Origin of the sequence: Shewanella yunxiaonensis, assembly GCF_018223345.1 — a bacterium.
GTDB classification, from domain to species: domain Bacteria; phylum Pseudomonadota; class Gammaproteobacteria; order Enterobacterales; family Shewanellaceae; genus Shewanella; species Shewanella yunxiaonensis.
Map to the genome: position 1 here is coordinate 65,977 of NZ_CP073587.1, position 22,255 is coordinate 88,231.

General features: G+C 50.1%; 18 protein-coding genes, 1 tRNA gene and 1 pseudogene. 10 read left to right on the forward strand and 10 right to left on the reverse strand.

Annotation, left to right across the window (positions count from 1 at the left end):
- Window positions 1-79 precede the first annotated feature (79 nt).
- The 4 genes from plsB to KDN34_RS00335 all read left to right on the forward strand — a co-directional run bounded on the left by plsB (window position 80) and on the right by KDN34_RS00335 (window position 4,800).
- The gene (gene plsB, locus KDN34_RS00320) at window positions 80-2,500 is read left to right on the forward strand and encodes a glycerol-3-phosphate 1-O-acyltransferase PlsB (RefSeq protein ID WP_212595000.1); all 2,421 of its coding nucleotides are present in this window, start codon (window positions 80-82) and stop codon (window positions 2,498-2,500) included.
- Window positions 2,500-3,747 (forward strand): tryptophan permease, encoded by a 1,248-nt coding sequence (gene mtr, locus KDN34_RS00325; RefSeq protein ID WP_212595001.1) that lies wholly within the window; start codon window positions 2,500-2,502, stop codon window positions 3,745-3,747. Before plsB ends, mtr begins: the two co-directional genes overlap by 1 nt.
- 113 nt (window positions 3,748-3,860) lie before the next feature.
- Window positions 3,861-3,934, forward strand: a tRNA-Gly gene (locus KDN34_RS00330).
- 92 nt (window positions 3,935-4,026) lie between these two features.
- Window positions 4,027-4,800, forward strand: coding sequence for a VOC family protein (locus tag KDN34_RS00335; protein WP_212595002.1), 774 nt, complete (start codon window positions 4,027-4,029; stop codon window positions 4,798-4,800).
- On the opposite strand, the gene KDN34_RS00340 is transcribed toward KDN34_RS00335, so the two are convergent.
- The 3 genes from KDN34_RS00340 to KDN34_RS00350 form a co-directional block, all read right to left on the reverse strand.
- Window positions 4,797-5,813: a ribonuclease T2 family protein gene (locus KDN34_RS00340; protein WP_212595003.1), complete on the reverse strand. Its 1,017-nt coding sequence runs from the start codon at window positions 5,811-5,813 to the stop codon at window positions 4,797-4,799. The genes KDN34_RS00335 and KDN34_RS00340 overlap by 4 nt on opposite strands.
- A 220-nt stretch (window positions 5,814-6,033) precedes the next feature.
- Complete coding sequence (gene greB / locus KDN34_RS00345; RefSeq protein ID WP_212595004.1) at window positions 6,034-6,528, reverse strand: transcription elongation factor GreB; 495 nt, start codon at window positions 6,526-6,528, stop codon at window positions 6,034-6,036.
- 34 nt (window positions 6,529-6,562) lie between these two features.
- The gene (locus tag KDN34_RS00350) at window positions 6,563-7,342 is read right to left on the reverse strand and encodes a TOBE domain-containing protein (RefSeq protein ID WP_212595005.1); all 780 of its coding nucleotides are present in this window, start codon (window positions 7,340-7,342) and stop codon (window positions 6,563-6,565) included.
- Window positions 7,343-7,511: 169 nt separating this feature from the next.
- On the opposite strand from KDN34_RS00350, the gene modA reads away from it, so the two are divergent.
- The 5 genes from modA to envZ all read left to right on the forward strand — a co-directional run bounded on the left by modA (window position 7,512) and on the right by envZ (window position 12,312).
- On the forward strand, window positions 7,512-8,279 hold the full coding sequence (gene modA, locus KDN34_RS00355; RefSeq protein WP_212595006.1) for a molybdate ABC transporter substrate-binding protein: 768 nt from the start codon (window positions 7,512-7,514) through the stop codon (window positions 8,277-8,279).
- 13 nt (window positions 8,280-8,292) lie between these two features.
- The gene (modB, locus tag KDN34_RS00360; RefSeq protein WP_212595007.1) at window positions 8,293-8,991 is read left to right on the forward strand and encodes a molybdate ABC transporter permease subunit; all 699 of its coding nucleotides are present in this window, start codon (window positions 8,293-8,295) and stop codon (window positions 8,989-8,991) included.
- The gene (gene modC, locus KDN34_RS00365) at window positions 8,985-10,073 is read left to right on the forward strand and encodes a molybdenum ABC transporter ATP-binding protein ModC (protein ID WP_212595008.1); all 1,089 of its coding nucleotides are present in this window, start codon (window positions 8,985-8,987) and stop codon (window positions 10,071-10,073) included. The genes modB and modC overlap by 7 nt, the downstream gene beginning before the upstream one ends.
- Window positions 10,074-10,270: 197 nt before the next feature.
- Complete coding sequence (gene ompR / locus KDN34_RS00370) at window positions 10,271-10,996, forward strand: osmolarity response regulator transcription factor OmpR (protein WP_212595009.1); 726 nt, start codon at window positions 10,271-10,273, stop codon at window positions 10,994-10,996.
- A complete protein-coding gene (envZ, locus tag KDN34_RS00375; RefSeq protein ID WP_212595010.1) occupies window positions 10,993-12,312 on the forward strand; it encodes a two-component system sensor histidine kinase EnvZ in 1,320 nt (439 codons plus the stop codon). Before ompR ends, envZ begins: the two co-directional genes overlap by 4 nt.
- On the opposite strand, the gene KDN34_RS00380 is transcribed toward envZ, so the two are convergent.
- Genes KDN34_RS00380 through KDN34_RS00390 form a run of 3 tightly spaced genes read right to left on the reverse strand, consistent with a single transcriptional unit; the run spans window position 12,313 to window position 14,062 of the window.
- Window positions 12,313-12,786 (reverse strand): peroxiredoxin, encoded by a 474-nt coding sequence (locus KDN34_RS00380; RefSeq protein ID WP_212595011.1) that lies wholly within the window; start codon window positions 12,784-12,786, stop codon window positions 12,313-12,315. It abuts the gene before it with no gap.
- Between the two features lie 28 nt (window positions 12,787-12,814).
- Entirely contained in the window at window positions 12,815-13,336 is a 522-nt protein-coding gene (locus tag KDN34_RS00385; RefSeq protein ID WP_212595012.1) for a DUF2937 family protein, read from the reverse strand.
- 24 nt (window positions 13,337-13,360) lie between these two features.
- Window positions 13,361-14,062, reverse strand: a complete 702-nt coding sequence (locus KDN34_RS00390; RefSeq protein WP_212596466.1) for a class I SAM-dependent methyltransferase — start codon at window positions 14,060-14,062, stop codon at window positions 13,361-13,363.
- A 192-nt stretch (window positions 14,063-14,254) separates the two neighbouring features.
- Here KDN34_RS00390 and KDN34_RS00395 point away from each other — a divergent pair, with 192 nt between their 5' ends.
- Window positions 14,255-15,103: a 23S rRNA (adenine(2030)-N(6))-methyltransferase RlmJ gene (locus KDN34_RS00395; RefSeq protein ID WP_212595013.1), complete on the forward strand. Its 849-nt coding sequence runs from the start codon at window positions 14,255-14,257 to the stop codon at window positions 15,101-15,103.
- 1 nt (window position 15,104) lies between these two features.
- Here the strand turns inward: KDN34_RS00395 and KDN34_RS00400 are convergent, their stop codons facing one another.
- The 4 genes and pseudogenes from KDN34_RS00400 to KDN34_RS00415 form a co-directional block, all read right to left on the reverse strand.
- A complete protein-coding gene (locus KDN34_RS00400) occupies window positions 15,105-15,758 on the reverse strand; it encodes a lytic transglycosylase domain-containing protein (RefSeq protein ID WP_407695787.1) in 654 nt (217 codons plus the stop codon).
- 790 nt (window positions 15,759-16,548) lie between these two features.
- Window positions 16,549-17,583 (reverse strand): annotated as a pseudogene (locus KDN34_RS00405) (IS110 family RNA-guided transposase).
- Between the two features lie 104 nt (window positions 17,584-17,687).
- On the reverse strand, window positions 17,688-20,804 hold the full coding sequence (locus KDN34_RS00410; RefSeq protein WP_212595015.1) for an efflux RND transporter permease subunit: 3,117 nt from the start codon (window positions 20,802-20,804) through the stop codon (window positions 17,688-17,690).
- A 13-nt stretch (window positions 20,805-20,817) separates the two neighbouring features.
- The gene (locus KDN34_RS00415) at window positions 20,818-21,957 is read right to left on the reverse strand and encodes an efflux RND transporter periplasmic adaptor subunit (RefSeq protein ID WP_212595016.1); all 1,140 of its coding nucleotides are present in this window, start codon (window positions 21,955-21,957) and stop codon (window positions 20,818-20,820) included.
- Between the last annotated feature and the right edge of the window lie 298 nt (window positions 21,958-22,255).

The following is a 22,255-nucleotide window of genomic DNA, read 5'->3' on the forward strand; positions in this document are numbered from 1 at the left end:
TATCAGACTGTTGGCTAAGCCTTAGCGTATTCTGGTATTCTACGGGGTCATTGACCGAGGTTTAGATTCTAACAACACGATGTCCAAACAAGACTCAATCTGGCGCACATCGCTGCGTTGGCTGCAGCGGCAGCTGGTGCACACAGTGGTTGTGCCACAGGATCCATTCACTGACTTGAATCTGGATCCATCAAAACCAATGGCGTATGTGGTGAAAACCGAATCCCTCAGTGATATTGCTGCATTAGCAGATGTCACCGATAAGCTGGGATTGCCAAGTCCGTACGCTCCTCTCGTGGTGGGTGATGAACACTTGCCACGTGTGGTTTGCCTGGAAGGGGCTAAACCGCTGTTCGGGAGCCGCAAAGGTATACTGCCGTTTCTTAACAGCTTTACCCAACTGTTAAATCTGCATAAATCTGACCGTTCACTGGATATCCAGCTGGTGCCGGTAAGCCTTTATTGGGGACGTACCCCTGGCAAAGAAGACGACTCGATGCGCGCTGCGGTATTTGAGCGGGAGAACCCTACCTGGCTGCGTAAGTTTCTGATGATCCTTTTTCTTGGTCGTGACAACTTTGTGCAGTTTTCCAATGCGGTGTCATTGCGCTTCATGGCGGATGAACATGGCACCGACCAAGCGATTGCACACAAATTATCGCGGGTGGCTCGGGTACATTTCCGCCGTCAGCGTAAAGTGATGACCGGTCCGGTATTGCCCAATCGGCAGGCACTGTTTGCCGACCTGCTGCAGTCAGAAAATCTGATCAAGGCAATCAAAGAGGAAGCGGACAGCAAGAAGAGCACCGAAATAGAAGCGCGTTCTCAGGCCGAAGCTTATCTGGACGAAATCGCCGCTGACTATTCTGATAGTCTCATTCGCGTCTCCAAACGACTACTCACGCTGTTGTGGCACAAGCTCTATCGCGGGATTTCTATTCGAGGCGCGGAGCATGTGCGGCAACTGCATCATGATGGCCATGAAATTGTCTATGTACCGTGCCATCGTAGCCACATGGATTATCTGTTGCTGTCTTACCTGCTGTATTTCGAAGGCATGGTGCCACCGCATATTGCCGCAGGGATTAACCTCAATTTTTGGCCGGCCGGGCCGTTATTCCGACGGGGTGGGGCATTCTTCATTCGGCGGAGTTTCAATGGCAATAAGCTCTATACCGCCGTATTTAAAGAATATCTCGATCAACTGTTTGCTAAGGGCTACTCGGTAGAGTATTTCACCGAAGGTGGCCGTTCCCGCACTGGCAGATTGCTGTCACCTAAAACCGGGATGCTGGCGATGACGGTCAATTCTGTACTGCGTGGCATTGATCGGCCTGTAACCTTAGTCCCGGTTTATCTGGGCTATGACCATGTGATGGAAGTGGCGACCTATCTGAAAGAGCTTAGCGGACGGAAGAAGCAAAAAGAGTCAGTATGGCAGGTCCTCGGTGCTGTGCGTAAATTAGGTAACTTTGGCCGGGTATATGTGAACTTTGGCGAACCGATTAACCTGCAAAGCTTTTTAACCGCTGCGGCTCCTGATTGGCGTGATGAAATGTCCGCTGAGCCGGATCAAAAGCCCGTATGGCTGACCCCGATGGTGAATAATCTTGCCAGTCGAGTGATGACACATATCAACGATGCGGCTGCGGCCACGTCGGTTGCCCTGATTAGTCTGGTGTTGTTGTCCACCAAGCAACATGCCTTAGCGCGTAAGACGTTAGAAGCGCAACTGGATTTCTATTTGGATCTGCTGCAGCAGGTGCCTTATACCAGTTATGGTTCGGTGGCCGAAGGCGATGGTCATGAATTATTGCGCCAGGGCATAGAGCTGAATAAATTTTGTGTAGATAATGATGGACTTGGTGATATTGTTTCGATTGACGAAAAAGTCGCAATTACCATGACTTATTATCGCAACAACGTGCTGCATTTGTTTGCGATCCCGGCATTGGTTGCCAGCTGTTTGCTGCGTGCAGAACTGAGCAGTCGGGAACAGCTACGGGACGTTTTGCCGAAGTTTTTCGCGTTACTGCAGGCGGAACTGTTCATGGGACAAAAGGCGTTGCCGCATTATATCGATGCGATATTACAACGTTTTGAAGCAGCCGGTTACCTGACACCGGGGACGTTAAAGGTAACCGAAAGCGGTATTAACACCTTAGGCTTGCTTGCCGAGACAATGGGCGAGACCTTACAGCGTTATGCCATTATTTTTAATTTATTATCGGCGCATCCGGAAATTGAGCGGGGCGATTTGGAAAGCGAGAGTCATCTGCTAGCCAGTCGTTTGGGGGCTTTGCACGGTATCACTGCGCCAGAGTTTTACGATAAGAAGCTTTATGCCATGCTCAGCATCCGTTTGAAGGAGCTGGGGTATTTATGCGGCTCTGACAACCAGCAGGCAATCCACCAGATGCGGGATTACACCAATCTGCTGTTGCGGCCAGAGATCCGTAAAACCATTGAGGATAGTATCCAGATAAGACAGGAGTCTTGATGAACACTCAGGATGTCAGCGCCAAAGCCCCCTCCCTGCTTGGCGGTGCAATGATTATTGCGGGTACCACTGTCGGTGCCGGCATGTTTTCTCTGCCAGTGGTTGGCGCCGGTATGTGGTTTGGTTATTCGGTCGTCATGTTGCTGGTGGTGTGGTTCTGCATGTTAATGTCCGGGCTGTTACTGCTGGAAACTAACCTGCATTTTGAACCCGGCGCCAGCTTTGACACCCTGACCCGCAAGACCCTCGGACAGTTCTGGCGGGTCCTGAATGGGGCCTCCATTGCCTTTGTGCTATACATCCTGACTTATGCCTATATCAGCGGCGGCGGTTCTATCGTCAATCACTATCTCGCCGGCTCTGGGGTGAGTCTGCCGCAGAGCGCCGCAGCGCTGATGTTTGCGCTGGTGTTGTCGGTAATTGTATTTATCAGTACCAAAGCCGTTGATCGCGTGACCTCCATTATGATCGGCGGCATGGTGATTAGTTTCCTGTTGGCGATTGGTCATCTATTTTCCGGGGTAGACAGTGTGAAATTGTGGCAGCCTGACGGACCACAACACTTTACACCTTACCTGTGGGCAGCCATTCCGTTCGGGCTGGCAAGCTTCGGTTATCACGGCAACGTCCCATCTTTGGTGAAGTATTACGGCCATCGTCCAGCATTGATCGTTAAGGCACTGTTTATCGGGACCTTCATCGCCTTGGTTATCTATCTTGGGTGGCTGGTGGCGACCATGGGGAACCTGCAACGTAGTGCTTTTTCGGCAATTATTGAGCAGGGTGGCAACATGGGCGTACTGGTGGCGGCATTGAGTAAAACTATGCCCTCCGGAATGCTGGATACCATGTTGACCTTATTCGCAAACCTGGCGGTTGCATCGTCTTTCCTAGGAGTAACGCTGGGCTTGTTCGATTATGTGGCAGATCTGTTTGGCTTCGATGATAGCCGCATTGGTCGGATTAAAACCGCGTTGGTCACCTTTATTCCCCCAACAGTTATGGGGGTGTTGTTTCCGAACGGCTTCCTGATCGCAATCGGTTTCGCAGCGCTCGCGGCCACTATCTGGGCTGTGATAGTGCCAGCGCTGATGGCTTACCGTTCTCGGCAGATGTTTGCCGAAGCTAAACGTTTCCAGGTACCTGGTGGCACCGCGTTAATTGTGGTAATCGTCGCGTTTGGCGTATTAACCGCAGCATGTCATCTGTTGGTGATGGCGGATATTTTGCCGCAATTTCGCGGATAACGCGGATAATTTGAGCGGTTGTCGGTACGGCTTGTCAGTGTGATGGCAAGCCGCTTGACTTTGTGCTTAAAGTCAGTAATTTATGGTGCCACTGCGATGCAGTCACGTCATTTGCGGGTGTAGTTCAATGGTAGAACGGCAGCTTCCCAAGCTGCATACGAGGGTTCGATTCCCTTCACCCGCTCCAATCGATTTCTCTTGATATTTCCTCACTCATGCGTGCGTTAGCGCTATCTTCTGCTTTAATAAAAATGCGACTCAGCCAAGCAGGATTGCGTTATGAAGATTGCACATTATGAACAGGGATACCCCTGCTGGAGTGAACTGGCCAGTACCCAGTACGAGCAAGCTAAGGTGTTTTACCAGCGTCTCTTTAATTGGCAGTATCAGGATATGCCATTACCGCAAGGGGCATATGCTATTGCCAGTCTGCATGGTGAGGATGTCGGTGCTATTTATCAACAACAAGCGCAGCAAAACATGCCGAGCCAATGGATCGCCTATTTCGCCGTAGATAGTGTGGATGCAACGATAACGGCGGTACATGCGGCTGGTGGTCAGTTATTACTGGGACCACATCAAGTGGGGGACGCGGGGCGCATGGCGATGTTTACCGATCCAGACGGCGCCAAATTTGCGGTATGGCAGGCCAACAATCATCCTGGCGCAGGACGCTTTGATGAAACCAACAGTTTGTGTTGGGTCGAGTTGGTGTGCAAAAATCCAAAGACTGCCCGTGATTTTTATCCGCAGATTTTTGGCTGGCTGCCGCGTATCAGTAGCAATCCTGATTTTGACTATACCGAGTGGCAGTTGGCCGATGTGAGCCTGGGCGGTATGATGCAAATGCCGCGGGAATGGGGGGCGATGGCGCCTTATTGGATGCTGTATTTTGCGGTTGACGATTGTGATGCCACCGTGGAAGTCGCATCGGAGATGGGAGGCACGATATTGGTGCCTCCCAATGACATCCCAGAGGTGGGGCGATTCGCTGTGCTCAACGACCCAACCGGCGCGACTTTTGCCATTATCCGTTTGTCGCCAGTGCTTTAAGGGCGGTCGATACGGAATTTTCGGCCACAATTGCCTGGGCGAACTGCTGCAGCTTCAGTCAATAATTGTGTCAGTGGGGCGTCATCCGCAATGGTTGCTGGCAGTGAGATGCGGATTTCAGTCAACATCTGGTTATCACATTTCAGCGTCAGCTTATGCTCACTTCCGGCGCCAAAAGCTTGTTTCCAGGCGTTGATAAAATCCTGCTTTTTCACTGTGCCGCCGAGGTGATAACTGATGAAACTGATAAGTGGTGTCGCATCATTGACCTGTTGGGCGAGCTCGGTGGCGAGTTGGAAATAGTGATTGGGCTGTTCATCGCGGCAACTACCGTGTTTCCAATACTCATGTCGTTCCAGACAGCTGCCGTAAGCATAGCTGGGCATCAGCTGTTTTAACGTCGAAGATGTTTTGTCATCGAGAGGCAGTGCTGGATAATCGCAGAAATTTTTCGGTTGCTGTTTGACCGCACCACAATAACCATAGCTGTTGCCACAATTGCTGTTATTGGGCCATAAGCCGTGCAGCGTGAAATGTCCCGCCGCATAACTCTTGCGAGATATCGCTTTGCATTCCGGCTTATTGCTGCCATGTAACTCACAAAAAGCACTTTGCCAGGATAGGGCTAATACCTGACTGTCGAAGTGCTGCTGCAGATTACATTTGTTAGCGACTGGGGCCGCAACAATCGCCGGGGTCTTGAGATGACCGCATTCAGCGGCAATCCAGCGTAAAGGCGCTTGAGGCGACTCGGTTGTTACCCTAAACCAGTGTGGGTTCGGCGTTCCAAGCACTTCTTTAACAATAAACTCTTGTCCGGGCGTACTGAACAGGTTGTTAGGGTTGGTGTGCTTGTTTTTCGATTGATATAACGGACATTTGCGATCGGCGATAAAGCTACCGTCATCGACAGGTGCAGCCAGGCTGTTGTGGCAGATCCCCAGTAACAGCGTGATGCTTAATATGGTTTTAACCTTACCGCTCAGATTAAAACGATATTCAGTGATTGGCATTAGTGAAATCCTGGTTTCAAGTCTTTGATAAAGCCAATTAAAATTATTGATTTCCCTTAGTATTTTGACCGAAAACAGCGGGTACTGATATTACGGCAATGCTCGCAGGTGTTGATTTGATGTCAGGCGCAATTGTTCTACTGCGATAGCCGCTGGCCTAGGGTAATTAACTTAACCCTTGGCGATAATGGCTATCGTTGATTGCGTTGTTACTACGGCATCACTCCTCTTCTGGTTTAAAGGGCTGGTATTGAATTGCATTAACATACCATTCTTTTAGGCCCGATGGCGTCTGAACTCTGACTTCATCATCTACCTGTTTACCAATAAGCGCTCTGGCCATCGGGGAATCGATAGTGATGTAGCCCTTCTTGGTGTCGATCTCGTCTTTGCCAACAATCCGGTACTGCACGACTGTGCCCGCGTCATTCTCCAACTCGACCCAGGCACCAAAAAAGATTTTGCCTTCCTGTTTGTGGGAGTAATCAACGATAGTCAGTTCGTCCAGACGTTTAGCCAGGTAACGTACCCGGCGATCAATTTGTCGCAAAAGACGCTTATTGTAGGTGTAATCGGCGTTCTCTGAGCGATCACCTTGTGCGGCAGCTTCCTGAACTTTTAGCGTAATTTCAGGGCGATACTGTTTCCAGAGATATTTCAGTTCCCGATCCAGCGCTTCCCATCCCTTGCGGGTGATCAGATGTGCATTACTCATTGAGGTTCGTGCTAATCCTGCGATACGTCATGTGTTAATTCATCGTGGCGATAATGGTGTTTTCTGGACTGAAGCCGGCGTAGAAATAATCACCCAGTTGCAGTTCGATGTCTTGTAGTAATTCATTTGCGACTGAAGCATACACCTTTTCGCCATTGCCAATGTCGAGAGTGATTTCACTCTTATCCTGATTGCGTTTGATATTCAGCAATTGTCCCTGCAAACAGTTACCATTTTTCACGGCTTGCTTATGGATTAATACCGTTGGTGCTTTTACCAGTAGTAGTACCTTTTTCCCTGGATGCAATCCCAGTCGATCGGTGCTGGCATGGGTTATCGCGGCGTGTACCTGCTGCCCGCTGCTGAGCTGTACCAACACATTGTCACTTAAGGTGTCACCTTGCAGACCCACGATTTCTCCTGACAATTGATTACGAGCACTGGTTTTGAGCGAAAAATGTGCCATGAGCTCCAGCAAGTTATCCATGGGGACGGCTTCATCAAGCAAGGCTTCCAGCGCCATATCCTGCATCTGATCCATTAAGTCATACACTTTAAGCAATCGATGGCCGAAAGGGGTCAACTGCGCGCCACCACCGCCTTTGCCGCCTTTTTCACTGCTAACCAGAGGCATATCTGCTTGCAAGTTCATATCGTTCACCGCATCCCAGGCGGCTTTATAACTGATACCGGCTTCACGCGCTCCCTGGCTGATAGAGCCGGTATCGCGGATTTGCTGTAATAACTTAATCCGGCGCGGATTCGCAAACAGCTGCTGTTGATCATTCAGTGTCAGTAGGGCTTTGAGATTCATCTTCTTTTTACCGGCTTGGTGTTGACCGTATTTTCGTTCAAACCCGCACGAAAAACCACCTCAGATCACGAAACTTGTCGAATCTGTTGTTTATCGATATATAGTGATGTATATATCGAATAGGTTTAGACCCGTTTTCCTACACTGATTGCTCGATTAAGGATAAAAAATGAAATCACTGGTGCGTGTATTACTCGCCTCGGCGCTGGGGCTGGTATTGAGCTTTGGCGTCAGTGCCAAAGAGAAGTTGACCGTGTTTGCGGCCGCGTCATTGACCAACGCGTTGACAGATATTGGTCAGAATTTTGATAAAGCACACGGGAGCGAAACCGTCTTTTCGTTTGCCTCTTCCTCAACATTAGCCCGGCAAATCGCGGAAGGCGCTCCGGCAGAATTGTTTTTATCTGCTAATCAGAAATGGATGGACTATCTGGTTGATAACAAGGCCGTTGACAGCAGCAGTCGGGTAACCTTGTTGCACAATGCCCTGGTGCTGATCGCTCCCAAAACCAGTGCTGCAAAGGACGTAACCATTTCTGCATCTTGGGACCTGAAAGCCGCCGTGGCGGACAGCCGTTTAGCCGTAGGCGATCCTGACCATGTGCCAGCCGGACGTTATGCCAAACAGTCGCTGGAAAATCTGGGATTGTGGCCGCAGGCAGAACCGCTATTGGCGCGCGCTAACAACGTGAGAGCGGCGCTGGCACTGGTGGAACGTGGAGAAGCACAGCTAGGCATTGTCTATGCCACTGACGCGCTGATTTCTAAAGATGTGAAGACTCTAGGCGTATTCCCCGAAAGCAGTCACAAACCGATCAGTTATCCGTTAGCGTTGGTAAGCAGTAAACCCAGCGCTACCGCAAAAGCATTTTATGACTACCTGCAAACTGATGCGGCCAAAGCAGTTTTTGTTAAGTACGGTTTTGTTATCAAGTAAAGGATATTGAGCCTTGGCGTTACTGACAGAGTATGAAGTCGCCGCTTTATTATTAAGCCTGAAAGTCTCGCTGACAGCGGTTTGTTGCAGTCTGCCAGCGGGGATTTTGATTGCTTGGGTGCTGGCGCGCTTCGATTTTCCCGGTAAATCGCTATTGGACGGCGTGATCCATCTGCCTTTGGTGCTGCCGCCGGTGGTCGTCGGGTATCTGTTGTTGATCTCCATGGGACGCTCGGGCTGGCTTGGTCACTGGCTGTATGAAACCTTTGGCATCAGTTTCGCCTTTAGCTGGCGCGGTGCGGCATTGGCGGCAGCCGTGGTTTCGTTTCCCTTGATGGTACGCGCAATACGACAAGCGTTTGAGGCTGTAGATACTCGACTGGAACAAGCCGCTCGCACCTTGGGCGCCGGACGGTTAAGGGTGTTTTTTACCATTAGCCTACCATTGACAGCGCCGGGGATCGTTTCCGGTATGGTATTGGCTTTCGCCCGCAGTCTTGGCGAATTCGGTTCGACCATCACCTTTGTGTCTAATATCCCGGGAGAAACGCGTACGCTGCCATTGGCGATGTATTCGTTTATTGAAACCCCGGGTGCTGAAGCGCAAGCCGGACGCCTGTGTGTTATCGCCATCATTATCTCACTGTTATCGTTGGTAGCGTCACAATGGCTGGGTAAAAAAGCCCAACAGAGGGCACACGGACAATGCTAACTATCAAGGTAAAGCGGCAGTTGGGCGAAACACTGCTGGATGTGGACGTGGCCTTGCCATTACAGGGCGTCAGTGCGGTGTTTGGTCGCAGTGGTGCGGGTAAAACCTCATTAGTGAATATCTTAGGTGGGTTAGCTGCGCCGGACAGCGGTGAAGTCAGACTCGGGGAGCGCTGGCTTTACCATTCCGGCAAACATATCAATTTACGACCCGAACAACGCAATGCGGGATTTGTCTTCCAAGATGCCCGGTTGTTTCCGCATTATCGGGTGCGTGGCAATCTCAATTATGGTCGTAAAGGCAATAAATCGGTGGCGCAGTTTGACGCCGTGGTGCAACTGTTAGGATTGGAGCATTTGCTGGAGCGCTATCCAACAAGCCTGTCCGGGGGAGAAAAGCAGCGTGTGGCAATCGGCCGTGCGCTGCTGACTAATCCGGAGATTCTGCTGATGGACGAACCGTTGGCATCGCTGGATCTACCGCGCAAACGCGAGTTGTTACCCTACCTGCAACGATTGACGCGAGAGCTGAAATTGCCAATCGTCTATGTCAGTCACAGCCTGGATGAAATTCTGCAACTGGCGGATTACATGCTGGTGATCGACAAAGGTAAAACGGTGATCAGTGGCCCATTAGAAACTGTCTGGGACAGTGATGAATTGCGGCCTTGGCTGAGTCAGCAGGAGCAAAGTTCACTGCTGCTGGCGACGGTAGCAGAAACGCATGCAGATTACGCCATGACCCGATTACAGCTGGACAATGGTGCTAGCCTCTGGGTGAGCCAGACGCATCGGGAACCCGGCGAACGGATCCGGGTACGGGTACATAGCAATCAGGTGTCCGTGTGCACCACCATGCCGGTGGGAAGCAGTATTCGTAATATCCTGCCGGTCACCGTTGCACAGATTAATACTACGGCCAACAGCGATTACGTGCAGCTGCGTTTGTCGCTATCCAATATGCCGTTGTGGGCCAACATTACCCGCTGGTCGCTGGATGAGTTGGCTCTCAAGCCGGGGACCGAATTGTTTGCACAAATCAAAGGGGTCAGCCTTACCGAGGCTGATATTGCCCATTCGTAATTTTTTAAGCATTAAAATCTGCATAAAATTAATGAACTTGACGCGGCTATCTTAAATTCCTGTTACAAAGTATCGGGTGGCTTTTTGCGGGTTAACTCGCTAAATTTTGGCCGGACTTTCCACTTTTCGGTTACTATGGTGCAAAATCAGGCCATACGCCGCGTAGCGGCTTTCCGTTTGCTTTAAGGAACACTCGCATGGGACAAGAAACTTCCAAGATTCTGGTGGTTGACGATGATATGAGGCTAAGAGCCTTATTGGAGCGTTATCTGGTAGAGCAAGGGTTCCAGGTGCGCAGTGCTGCCAATGCTGAACAGATGGATCGGTTGCTGGAGCGGGAAAATTTTCACCTGCTAGTGCTGGATTTGATGTTGCCCGGCGAAGACGGCCTGTCGATTTGCCGCCGTTTGCGCCAGCAAGGCAGTGTGTTGCCAATCGTGATGCTGACCGCCAAAGGTGATGAAGTTGACCGAATTATCGGCCTTGAACTCGGTGCCGATGATTACCTGCCCAAGCCCTTCAATCCGCGTGAATTATTAGCGCGTATCAAAGCGGTCATGCGCCGTCAGACGCAGGACATCCCCGGTGCGCCATCACAACAGGAAGAGTTAGTCGAATTTGGCGAATTCAGCCTGAATCTTGCGACTCGCGAGATGTACCACAATGATGAGTCTATCGCGTTGACCAGCGGCGAATTCGCCGTTTTGAAAGTATTAGTGACTCATCCGCGAGAACCTTTATCCCGCGATAAACTGATGAATCTGGCACGTGGTCGTGATTATTCTGCGCTGGAACGGTCCATTGACGTTCAGGTGTCGCGTCTGCGCCGTTTGATTGAAAAAGACCCAGCCAATCCACGCTATATCCAGACGGTCTGGGGACTGGGATATGTCTTCGTGCCGGATGGTGCGCAACGGAAATGAAACTTCGCTGGTGGCAGCGGCTGCTGCCGCGTAGCGCCTTCAGCCAGACGGTGATGCTGATAGGCTGCCTGCTGTTGATCAATCAGTTGGTGTCCTATCTGACGGTTACGGTCTATTTCATCAAGCCCAGTTACCAGCAAATCAACCAGTTGATTGCGCGGCAGATCAATCTGTTGTTTGCCGATGGTGTCGATATCGGTCGTGAGCATTTGACCATGGTTGATGCCTTGAATGCCAAAGTGCATAGCGACGAGATGCAGGTTTATAACCAGCAGCAGGCGCGTGCAGCCGGAATTGAACACACGACCTATTACGGCTTTCTGTCGAGCCAGATGTCCCAATATCTGGGCGGCGATGCTGAAGTAAGGATCTCGCAGCATGATAGAGGCTTGCAGATCTGGATCCGACCACCGCAGGCGCCCTCAGTGTGGATTAAGGTGCCACTTAATAGCTGGAATGAAAACGCGCTCTCGCCCCTAAATCTGTATCTGCTGGTAATTGGTGCCTTGAGTGTCGCCGGTGGTTGGTGGTTTGCCCGCCAGCAAAACCGCCCATTGCGACGTTTGCAGAAGGCTGCCGTAGCCGTATCCCGCGGCGACTTCCCCGAACCGTTACCGCTGACCGGATCATCGGAAATTATCGAAGTCACCAGCACCTTTAACCAGATGGCGCAGAGTATGCGGCAGTTGGAACAGGACCGGGCGCTGTTGATGGCCGGGATTTCACACGATCTGCGTACGCCGTTAACTCGCATCCGTTTGGCCTCGGAGATGATGGCACCGGAAGATGCCTACCTGCAGGAAGGGATCATCAAAGATATTGAGGATATGGATGCCATCATCAACCAATTCATTGCTTACATCCGTCAGGATCAGCAGGCGCATGAACCGGCACAGATTAATCAGCTGATTGAAGACCTAGTGCAACTTGAAGGTAAACGTACTGAAGGGATTGAGATGGTATTAAGTCCCGATTGCCCGGTCATCAATATTAACGTGATTGCCATAAAACGGGTATTGGCCAATCTGGTGGAAAATGCGCGCCGTTACGGTAATGGCTGGATCCGCATCTCATCCGGCTGGGATCGGGATTGGGTACGCTTCTGCGTGGAAGACAACGGCCCGGGCATTTTGCCGGAACAGGTTAAAACGTTGTTTCAACCTTTTACCCAAGGTGACAGCGCACGTGGCAGTGTCGGCTCCGGACTCGGCTTGGCCATTATCAAGCGGATCATTGAACGCCATCAGGGGCAGATAATACTGGATAATCGCCGTGAAGGTGGCTTGCGCGCCACCATCAGATTACCGCGAGACTAATTACAGTGCCGCCAGAATGGTGCGCGCATCGCTGACTTTAAACACTTTGGGCTCATCGACATTCAGCAGTGTCACCACGCCATCGTCTACGATCATGGCGTAGCGACGCGAGCGTATGCCACCGAAATGACCAGTATCAAAATGCAGACCCAATGCCGTTGTAAATGCGGCATCGCCATCAGCGGCCATCATAATTTCTGTGGCATTTTGCGTTTCACCCCAGGCTTTCATCACAAATGCATCATTGACCGCAAGGCAGATGATTAAATCGACGCCTTTGGCTTTTATCTCATCTGCCAGTGCCACAAAGCCGGGTAGGTGGGCATTAGAACAGGTGGGGGTGAAGGCGCCTGGGACGGCAAACATGACCACTTTTTTCTTGGCAAACAGCTCTCGGATCTGATGTTCGACGACACCTTCTGCGGTAAGTTCGCTGAGCTTGCCTTCTGGTAAACGCTGACCTTGAGTAATCATATCGAGAGTCCTTGTTAAGTGATTGAATTTATGCAGACAGCCGTCTTCTGAATGGCAACCGACACAACAGCCAAATGAGACTGAGCAGCGCTTCAGTCAGCATCGCCAGCAGTAACCCGGACACCAGTCCAAAAGCCATCGCATCGGGTTTCAGTAACACATTGTGGCTATAGTGTTGCCAAACTTCTTGGCGGATATCGGGTAATGGGTGTAACAAGATTTCAGTATATGGCGTGTAAATCGCTTTATTGAAACGTTGCCAGGCATCCTGTAACACGTATTGACGTTGTGCCATCGTACTCACATTATTACCGCCAGCACTGAATATCGGGTCTGGACTGGCAGCGTAATGAGCGATGAGCTGTTCGAGGTTGCCGCCGAAATAGCGATCGGCATCCTGTTGAAAGCCTGCTAGCTGCTGTTTTGCTTCGGCCAAGTGTGCCTGCAGACTTTTGCCATATTGATCAACAAAACCTGGCACCTGTAGTCCGGCTAAAGTTCCTGTGAAGAACAGCAGCAGGCGCAGATAATCTCGTAGCATTTTCAGCATTATCACCTCCATACCCGCAGATGGTTAAATCATGGCGGCTTTTACATATACGTCAAAACGATTTTTCTTACAGGCCATCACCAGTGTGGGCACTTTCCCTGCAAGATCTTCTGCATAATCAGGCCGTTTAACGACTACGCGTTTGCTTGCCAAGGCTAATGCGGGCTCGAGTAGCTGTGCCGCATCGTCATCGGCACCGACTAATTGCTGAAATACCCGCATCTCCTTTTTCACCAGCGCTGATTTGTCGCGATGTGGATACATGGGGTCGAGATACACCACTTCAATTGCTAATTGCGGCAAGGCTTCACTCATCAGGGTGGTGCCCCAAGGAAGCAACTGCATCCGCTGCTGCATCCACTCGCCAATTTCGGCATCTGCATAAGCACGGCGTAAGCCATCTGCCAATAATGCGGCCACTACCGGGTGTCGTTCAATCATCCACACTTTACAACCTAAACTGGCTAATACAAATGCGTCACGTCCGAGCCCGGCAGTCGCGTCGAGCACTGTCGGACAAGCGCCTTGTTTGAGACCGGCAGCTTTGGCGATTTCCTGACCGCGTCCACCACCAAATTTGCGCCGGTGTGCCACCGCGCCACCAGTAAAATCTACGTGAATACCGCCGAGCTTGGGTTCATCCCGTTTAAAGAGATTAAGCATACCGTCAACCAGTGCCATTTCAAACGGTGAATCGGTCGCATATTGCAGCGGATAGCGTGCCATTAACTCGACGAGCTGAGGCTGCTGTTGGTCAAAGTAAATTGTGGGTTCGGGAGATTTCAAAAGCGTACTCTGGCTTTAAACCGCGTTAGCCACATTATGCCAAAGCCAGCATGTAACAGATACAGCCGCTCGGGTGCTTTTTAGTGCAATGAATCTTATAATGCCGCCCTCAGAAGACTGTTGGAAGCCCTTATGCTCAGCTATCGTCACGGATACCATGCCGGCAACTACGCCGATGTACTGAAACATGCAGTGTTGTTGCAGGCGCTGACCTTATTACAGAAAAAAGATAAAGGACTGGTCTATATCGACACTCATGCGGGGGCGGGTGGCTATAGTCTGAGTGACGAGTTTTCCGAAAAAACCGGAGAATTTCGCGATGGTATTGGTCGTTTGTGGCAACGCGACGATTTACCGGAAAGTCTGCAGCTATATCTCGAGAATGTCCGTCATTTCAATGAAAGCAGTGATGAACTCGGTTTCTATCCTGGTTCGCCAGCGCTGGTGGATATGAATTTGCGCCCCCAGGACAGAATGTTGATCCATGAATTGCATCCTTCGGATCAACAGTTGCTCACAGAGTATTTCGGTAAAGATCCTCAGGTAAAATGTATCGAAGGTGATGGTCTGCATGGGCTACTGGCCGCCGTGCCTCCCAAGGAGCGCCGAGGGCTGGTATTGATTGATCCCAGTTACGAAATTAAAAGTGATTATGAACTGGTGGCAGAAACTCTGATTAAGGCTTATCGCAAATTTGCTACCGGCGTTTATATGTTGTGGTATCCGGTTGTGCATCGTCAGCAGACTGAAGCGATGTTGTCGCGTTTGAGAGAAAGTGGCATTCGACGGCAATTACGCATTGAACAAGCCATCAAGCCTGACAGTGAAGAGTTTGGGATGACTGCCGCCGGATTGTGGATTATTAATCCGCCCTGGCAGTTGGATGAGATTGCCAAGGAGATGTTGGCTACCTTACAGCCTTTGTTGGCCTCAGACGCAGAGCCGGGGAATTATCGCGTTGTCTGGGAAGTCGGCGAGTAGCTTACAGCGCACGATAACGTTGTAGAAGAATCCCCACCCGCTCGACATAGGCTTTAGTTTCCGGGTAAGGCGGAATGCCGTTGTAATTGCTGACCGTCGTGGGACCTGCATTATAGGCGGCGCACGCCAGTGAGATATTGCCATTAAACCGCTGTAACATCTGTGCCAAATAACGACTGCCAGCATCAATATTTTCTGGCGCAGAGAAAGCGTTAGCGACGCCAAGCGCTTTAGCGGTTTTGGGCATCAGTTGCATCAAGCCTATGGCACCCGTACGGGATTCGGCGGCGCTATTAAATGCCGACTCGGCATGGATTACGGCGCGGATCAGTGCTGGGTCTAATTGGTAGGCTTTAGCCGCTTTAGCGATTTCGGTTTTGTAGCTGCTGCGAAATAGCGGGGTGGTGCGCCAGTTAATGGTCGAGCTCGGATTACAGGCATAACAGTCAAACAGCAATACTTCATAATTGTCGTTGCTGGGGATGCGATCACTGAACACCGTGATGCCATCATGGGAGGAACGATAGACTTTTTCCTGCTGCAATTGCTGACTAGTACCCTGCGCCGAGTAATGGGCAATAATCTTACGTTTTGGCGGGTTTGTTTCCGCATGCACGAGCGTAATTACCAGCAAGGTAGCGACAAAAATCAGCAGGTGCTTCAACGTTAGGCTCCGTTATTGCGCTCAAAGTGCCTTCATCTTAGCAAATGTTATTCAAATGTATCGATACGCATCATACAAACAGTTTAATTAATGATTAAATATCAAACATTTTTATAATTATCCGCTTAAAAAACCGCACAAAAATATTAAGATAACTATCATTTTTAACATTTTGTTTTCATATTTAGGTCACGATATCTTATTTCTATCATTTAAGTGCTGTTGAGTTTCATAATTGTCTGAAAATTTTGATAAAAATATATTATTTTAGTGTGTTTAATGTGCTGATATTAAAATTATCATTAACAATTCTTAGTTAAAACCGTAGGCATAAATGTAAAAAACTGGTGTTTTTATTATTCTCATGCGTTTGGCTTAACTTTTCTGGACTCACTGTTCAGCTTTTATTCAGTCTTTTAGGTTTAAATTGAATCGGTACATGGTTTAGGCGAAAGCGATTAGTTCAATAGTTTGCCTTTTCAGACCCTCTCCGGGTCTTTTTTTTGCCTGATTTTCAGCCTGAGGGCAATCAGCGCCGCCATGTAATCCCCAATAAAGCCCATAAAAAATGTATGGTCCGCCTCGTTGTTGCAAGAATAAAATTCAATAACGAGGTGGGTCTGCGCTAATGTATTCGGAGTCTCTGTTGGAAGCTCTCGCCTACCGCTCCACGATGAGTTCCGCGCCGGAATATCCTCAAAAAAGCTAAAGCATTTTACTGCTGTTTTTTATGTCAGGTTTTACCCCGGTGGTACTACCGTTTTCGTCATCTTCACTCTATTCATGCAAACTCAGGTTGCAGCTTTGCTGCGTTAAATTGCGCTTTTGTTCTTAACACTGACCACACGATGCGCGCCAGTTTGTTTGCCAACGCCACACACGCCACATTGAATGGCTTGGTTGCCCTGAGCTTTATCAGCCATTCGCCAAACACCGCGCCCGTCTTCTCGGGTCTCGATAAAATCGCTCTTGCACCGTGAATGAGTAACGTGCGTAGATGCTTGTTACCACGTTTGCTTATCCCGAGTAATCGGGGCTTACCTCCGGTGGAGTGTTGATGAGGCACCAAGCCTAACCAGGCAGCTAAATTTCGGCCATTACTGAATTGCTTTGCTGAACCTAGTTCCGTTACACACTAACTGGCCGTGATATCTCCAATCCCCGGAATGGATTTCAGCAATTGTGCATCTTCATGTTGTGCCAAATGGTGTTGCAGCTTCACCTCTTGCTCACTTATCCGGGCTGACAGATAGTCGTAATAGTCATGGAGCCCTTTCAACTCTGTCATCAACATCTCTGGTAAAGGTTGGGCATGCTCATCCAGCCACTGAAATAACCGCTTCATCACGCTGTGGCCTTTAGGAAAACTTATCCCAAACTCCAGCAGTAACGCGCCCACCCGGGACATACAAGCCGTACGTTCTTTGATATAGCCCTGACGTACACGATGGATAGCCGAAATTATCTGCGCTTCCTCGGATTTCACTTCCACAAAGCGCATCGATGGCCGTCCGGCAGCTTCAGCTATCGCATCGGCATCAATAAAATCATTCTTGTTGCCTTTGACGTACGGCTTTACATACTGCGGTGGGATGAGTTTGACGTGATGCTCAAACTGCTGACAAAGACGCCCGAGCCAATGAGCACCACCACAAGCTTCAAAGGCGATAGTGGTAGATGGTAGTTGCTGAAGAAAAACAATGAGTTGTTTACGGGAAAGCTTCTTACGCACAACCGTTTTACCTGCACGGTCATGGCCTACAAGATGAAAGTTTGACTTGCCTAAATCGATACCAAGTACTTGAATAAACAGGATGGTCTACCTCCTGTCTAGCCTAATCTCAGCATAGTCGCTGAGAAGGGAGGCGGACCATCACATTAAGCCACCCGATAAGAGTGGCCTTTTTTACTAGTAAGTTGCTACTGGTCAGTTCCCGATTCTTCTCGTTTGCTGAACAGCCGCTCAACGACGACGAAAAATACCGGAATGAAGAAGATACCCAAGAAGGTTGAACTCATCATCCCCCCTAAGACACCTGTGCCAATGGCGTGCTGACTACCGGAACCTGCGCCATTGCTGACGGTTAACGGTACCACCCCAAGGCCGAAAGCCAGGGATGTCATCAGAATAGGCCGAAGCCTCACGCGAACGGCATGCAGTGTTGCTTCGATTAAGCCGGCACCTTTCTCATAGAAGTCTTTGGCGAATTCCACAATAAGAATCGCGTTCTTAGTGGCTAGCCCCACAGTAGTCAACAGACCGACTTGGAAGAACACGTCGTTAGACAATCCTCGGCCATTCATTGCCAGGAGTGCACCGATTACTCCTAGTGGTACCACCAAGATCACCGCGATGGGTACTGACCAGCTTTCATACAAGGCTGCCAATACCAGGAACACCACCAACAGTGACAGGGCATATAAGCCAGGTGCCTGGTTACCGGAGAGTTGTTCCTCGTATGAGACCCCATTCCAAGAAATCCCGAATCCAGGTGGTAACTGGCTGGCTAATTGCTTCATGGTTTCTATGGCCTCGCCGGTACTGTATCCGGGCGCTGCTGAACCCTGAATGTTCACTGCTGACAAGCCGTTAAAACGTTCCAGTCGTGGTGAACCGTACTCCCAGTAGCCCTTGGCAAAGGCCGAGAACGGTACCATGTCGCCACTGCTGTTACGCACATACCACTTGTCGAGATCGTCAGGTTGCATACGGTACTTGGCTTCACCCTGCACATAGACTTTCTTAACCCGGCCGCGATCAATAAAGTCGTTGACGTATGAACCGCCCCAGGCGGTGGCTAAGGTACTGTTGACGGTACTTATTTCGACGCCAAGTGCTTTTAGCTTCTCGTAATCGATATCCAGTTTGTACATCGGCGCATCTTCCTGGCCGTTAGGTCGTACAGCCATCAGCTTAGGATTCTGTGCTGCCATTCCCAACAACTGATTACGTGCCTGGATCAGTTTGTCATGGCCTTGTCCGGTCAAATCTTGCAGATACATATCGAAGCCATTCGCTGTACCCAGTTCAATCACCGCTGGTGGCACAAACGCAAACACCATCGCGTCTTTAAACTGAGAAAATGCCCCCATGGCTCTGCCGACTACCGCCTGGACACTTTGTCCCGGTCCGGTACGTTCTGACCAGTCCTTCAGGTTAACGAAGGCCATCCCCATGTTCTGTCCCTGACCGGCGAAACTGAAGCCCGCAACGGTAAACACCGATTTTACAACCGATTCTTTCTGGAACTGATCTGAGACCTTTTTCAGTACTTTTTCGGTACTTTCCTGAGTGGAGTTTGGCGGCAATATCACCATAGATACTGCAATCCCCTGATCTTCATCAGGTAGGAAGGCAGTTGGCATCCGCGTAAACATCCAGGCAACCACACCCACCAGCGCCACGTAAATAATCAGCATCCGGAAAGAACGTTTAAGGATTTTCGCCACTGAAGATTGATAGCCAGAGGTGAAGCGTTCAAAGCCACGGTTGAACCAACCAAAAAATCCACGCTTTTCATGTCCTTCGCCTTGGTGGATCGGCTTCAGCATGGTGGCACAAAGTGCCGGTGTTAGCACGATTGCCACGATAACTGACAACGCCATGGCCGAGACGATAGTGATAGAGAACTGTCGGTAAATAACCCCGGTGGAACCTGACATAAATGCCATCGGCACAAACACCGCAGACAGCGTGGCACCGATACCAATCAAGGCGCCGGTGATCTGTCCCATCGATTTCTTGGTGGCTTCTTTAGGGCTAAGTCCCTCTTCCGACATCACACGTTCGACGTTTTCTACCACCACAATGGCATCGTCTACCAGCAAACCAATCGCCAGTACCATGGCGAACATCGTCAAGGTGTTAATGGAGTAACCGGCAAATGACAGGATGGCAAAGGTACCCAGCAACACGACTGGAACGGCAATGGTAGGAATTAATGTGGCACGGAAGTTCTGCAAGAACAGGTACATGATGACGAACACCAGTACGATGGCTTCCAGCAGCGTATGTACTACGCCTTCAATCGACTTTTCGACGAATGGAGTGGTGTCATAAGGGTAAATAACCTTTAACCCCTCAGGAAAAATCGGTTGTAACTCTGCTAACTTTGCTCTCACGGCCGCGGCGGTATCCAGAGCGTTGGCTCCTGATGCCAGGCTGATCGCCAGACCACTGGAGGGTTGTCCGTTGTAGAGCGAGGAGATGTTGTAGTTCTGCGCTCCCAGTTCTACGCGGGCTACGTCTGACAAATACACATTTGCGCCGCTGCTGTTCGACTTCAGAATGATCTTACGGAACTGTTCTGGTGTCTGTAACCGGCTCTGTGCGGTAATGGTGGCGTTCAGTTCCTGGCCTTTTACCGCAGGTGCACCGCCGAACTGGCCCGCCGCCACCTGTGCGTTTTGCGAACTAATGGCAGAAACAACATCGGCAGTCGTCAAATCATATTGGGTAAGCTTGAGGGGATCGAGCCATATACGCATGGCGTACTGGGCACCAAACAAGCGGGTTTCTCCCACGCCGGGTACACGGCTGAGGGGATCTTTGATACTTGAACCAATGAAATCGGCAATATCGGCTTTATTCATGGAGCCATCGGTGGAGATAAAACCTACCACCATCAAGAATCCTGAGGTCGACTTGTTAACGCTGACCCCTTGCTGCTGTACCTCCTGCGGTAACAGTGTCATCGCAGTCTGCAGTTTGTTCTGCACTTGCACCTGAGCAATGTCAGGATCTGCCTCAGCGTTAAAGGTAATGGTTACCTGTGCATTCCCGAAACTGTCGCTGGTAGAGGTGATATAGCGCATGTGGTCAAGACCGGTCATGCTCTGTTCAATGATCTGCGTGACCGAATCTTCTACTGTCTTGGCAGAAGCGCCAGGATAAGTTGCAGAAATCACCACGGTTGGCGGCGCAATTTTCGGGTATTGGGAGACTGGCAATGACTTAATCGCCAGCACCCCAGCTAACATCAATAATATTGCGATCACCCACGCAAAGATGGGGCGATCGATAAAGAAACGTGCCATAAGTTCCGCCCTGTTATTGCTGGTTTGAAAGCTCTTTCGGAGTGACTGGGGCCCCCGGACGAATTTTTTGCAAGCCTTCGACAATCAGCTTATCGCCAGCGTTGAGACCACTGGTGATGCGCCATTGATTACCGATAACTTCTGCGGTAGTCACAATGCGGGCTTCGACTTGATTCTGCGGATTGACCACCATTGCCACGGCTTGCCCCTTGGAGTTACGGCTGATCGCTTTTTGCGGCACCAAAATCGCGTTGGGGTCGATGCCAGTGCTTAACACCGCACGGACATACATTCCAGGTAACAACAATCCTTCGGGATTGGGAAACTCGGCGCGCATGGTGACTGAACCGGTGCTTTCGTCAACACTGACTTCAGAAAATTTCAGCGTACCTTCATGGCTATATTGGCTGCCATCTTCCAGCATTAATTTCACTTTGGCATTATCCGCCGCTTTTAATTGACCGGCCTTGAGACTGCTCTTCAGTTGCAGCATCTGGGTGCTGGACTGCACGATATCTACGTTGATGGGGTCCAACTGCTGAATCGTAGCCAGGGCAGTTGTCTGATTGGCGGTGACGAGCGCCCCTGGGGTAACGCTGGACTTGCCGACGTGGCCAGAAATCGGTGCCCGCACTTCGGTATATTCCAGATTAATTTTAGCGGTATTCAGTGCGGCTTTGGCTGTTAATACAGTCGCTTTGGCTTGTTTGTAGGCGGCTTCCGCAGTATCGAAATCTTCTTTACTGATGAAGTCTGTCTTTAACAATTTTTGATAACGCTGATAAGTGGCCGTTGCCGATTGGAGGCTGGCGTCTGCATTTGCTAACGCGGCTTCAGCACTCTGGACGCTAGCTTTGTAAGTGGCTGGGTCTATCTGATAGAGGGACTGTCCCTTTTTCACATAGCCGCCTTCAGTAAAACTGCGCTTCAAAATGATGCCACTCACCTGCGGCCGCACTTCAGCTTCCAGATAGGCGACGCTGCGACCGGGCAACACCGTGGTGAGTTCCTGAGACGCTGTTTTGACAGGAATGATCCCCACTTCAGTGGCTGGTGCCGTCTGTTGTCCTTTCACTGGCTCCTTTTCTGCACCGCAGGCGTTAAGCCATAGTGCCATGCTTACAACTGAGGCAACTTTCAATATCTGCCGCATGAGAACTCCTATCAATAATCGACTTGTTTGAGAGACCGTCCGGTCATCCCATATCCTGATACAGGCAATTGAATTCCATGACTGCCGAAATCAGTGTATAGGCAATCATTATTAACAAGTGCGAATAAAAGGGAAAATTTAAAATGGTAAAATTTCATTAAAGTGTCAGTTTATTACCACTCATTTCGTGGTAATCCGCTTACTTCCATATCCTATAGATCCTTGAATGTCGCCAGGCATTCAGGCCCTTCGACGCCGTGCACTATGTTCGTCGCAGTCATTACATACCGCATTGCAT

Excerpts from the sequence above, each read along its gene's own strand:
- plsB (WP_212595000.1), top strand. The coding sequence starts at position 80 with ATGTCCAAACAAGACTCAATCTGGCGCACATCGCTGCGTTGGCTGCAG.
- mtr (WP_212595001.1), top strand. The coding sequence starts at position 2,500 with ATGAACACTCAGGATGTCAGCGCCAAAGCCCCCTCCCTGCTTGGCGGT.
- KDN34_RS00335 (WP_212595002.1), top strand. The coding sequence starts at position 4,027 with ATGAAGATTGCACATTATGAACAGGGATACCCCTGCTGGAGTGAACTG.
- KDN34_RS00340 (WP_212595003.1), bottom strand. The coding sequence starts at position 5,813 with ATGCCAATCACTGAATATCGTTTTAATCTGAGCGGTAAGGTTAAAACC.
- greB (WP_212595004.1), bottom strand. The coding sequence starts at position 6,528 with ATGAGTAATGCACATCTGATCACCCGCAAGGGATGGGAAGCGCTGGAT.
- KDN34_RS00350 (WP_212595005.1), bottom strand. The coding sequence starts at position 7,342 with ATGAATCTCAAAGCCCTACTGACACTGAATGATCAACAGCAGCTGTTT.
- modA (WP_212595006.1), top strand. The coding sequence starts at position 7,512 with ATGAAATCACTGGTGCGTGTATTACTCGCCTCGGCGCTGGGGCTGGTA.
- modC (WP_212595008.1), top strand. The coding sequence starts at position 8,985 with ATGCTAACTATCAAGGTAAAGCGGCAGTTGGGCGAAACACTGCTGGAT.
- ompR (WP_212595009.1), top strand. The coding sequence starts at position 10,271 with ATGGGACAAGAAACTTCCAAGATTCTGGTGGTTGACGATGATATGAGG.
- envZ (WP_212595010.1), top strand. The coding sequence starts at position 10,993 with ATGAAACTTCGCTGGTGGCAGCGGCTGCTGCCGCGTAGCGCCTTCAGC.
- KDN34_RS00380 (WP_212595011.1), bottom strand. The coding sequence starts at position 12,786 with ATGATTACTCAAGGTCAGCGTTTACCAGAAGGCAAGCTCAGCGAACTT.
- KDN34_RS00385 (WP_212595012.1), bottom strand. The coding sequence starts at position 13,336 with ATGCTGAAAATGCTACGAGATTATCTGCGCCTGCTGCTGTTCTTCACA.
- KDN34_RS00390 (WP_212596466.1), bottom strand. The coding sequence starts at position 14,062 with ATGGCACGCTATCCGCTGCAATATGCGACCGATTCACCGTTTGAAATG.
- KDN34_RS00395 (WP_212595013.1), top strand. The coding sequence starts at position 14,255 with ATGCTCAGCTATCGTCACGGATACCATGCCGGCAACTACGCCGATGTA.
- KDN34_RS00410 (WP_212595015.1), bottom strand. The coding sequence starts at position 20,804 with ATGGCACGTTTCTTTATCGATCGCCCCATCTTTGCGTGGGTGATCGCA.
- KDN34_RS00415 (WP_212595016.1), bottom strand. The coding sequence starts at position 21,957 with ATGCGGCAGATATTGAAAGTTGCCTCAGTTGTAAGCATGGCACTATGG.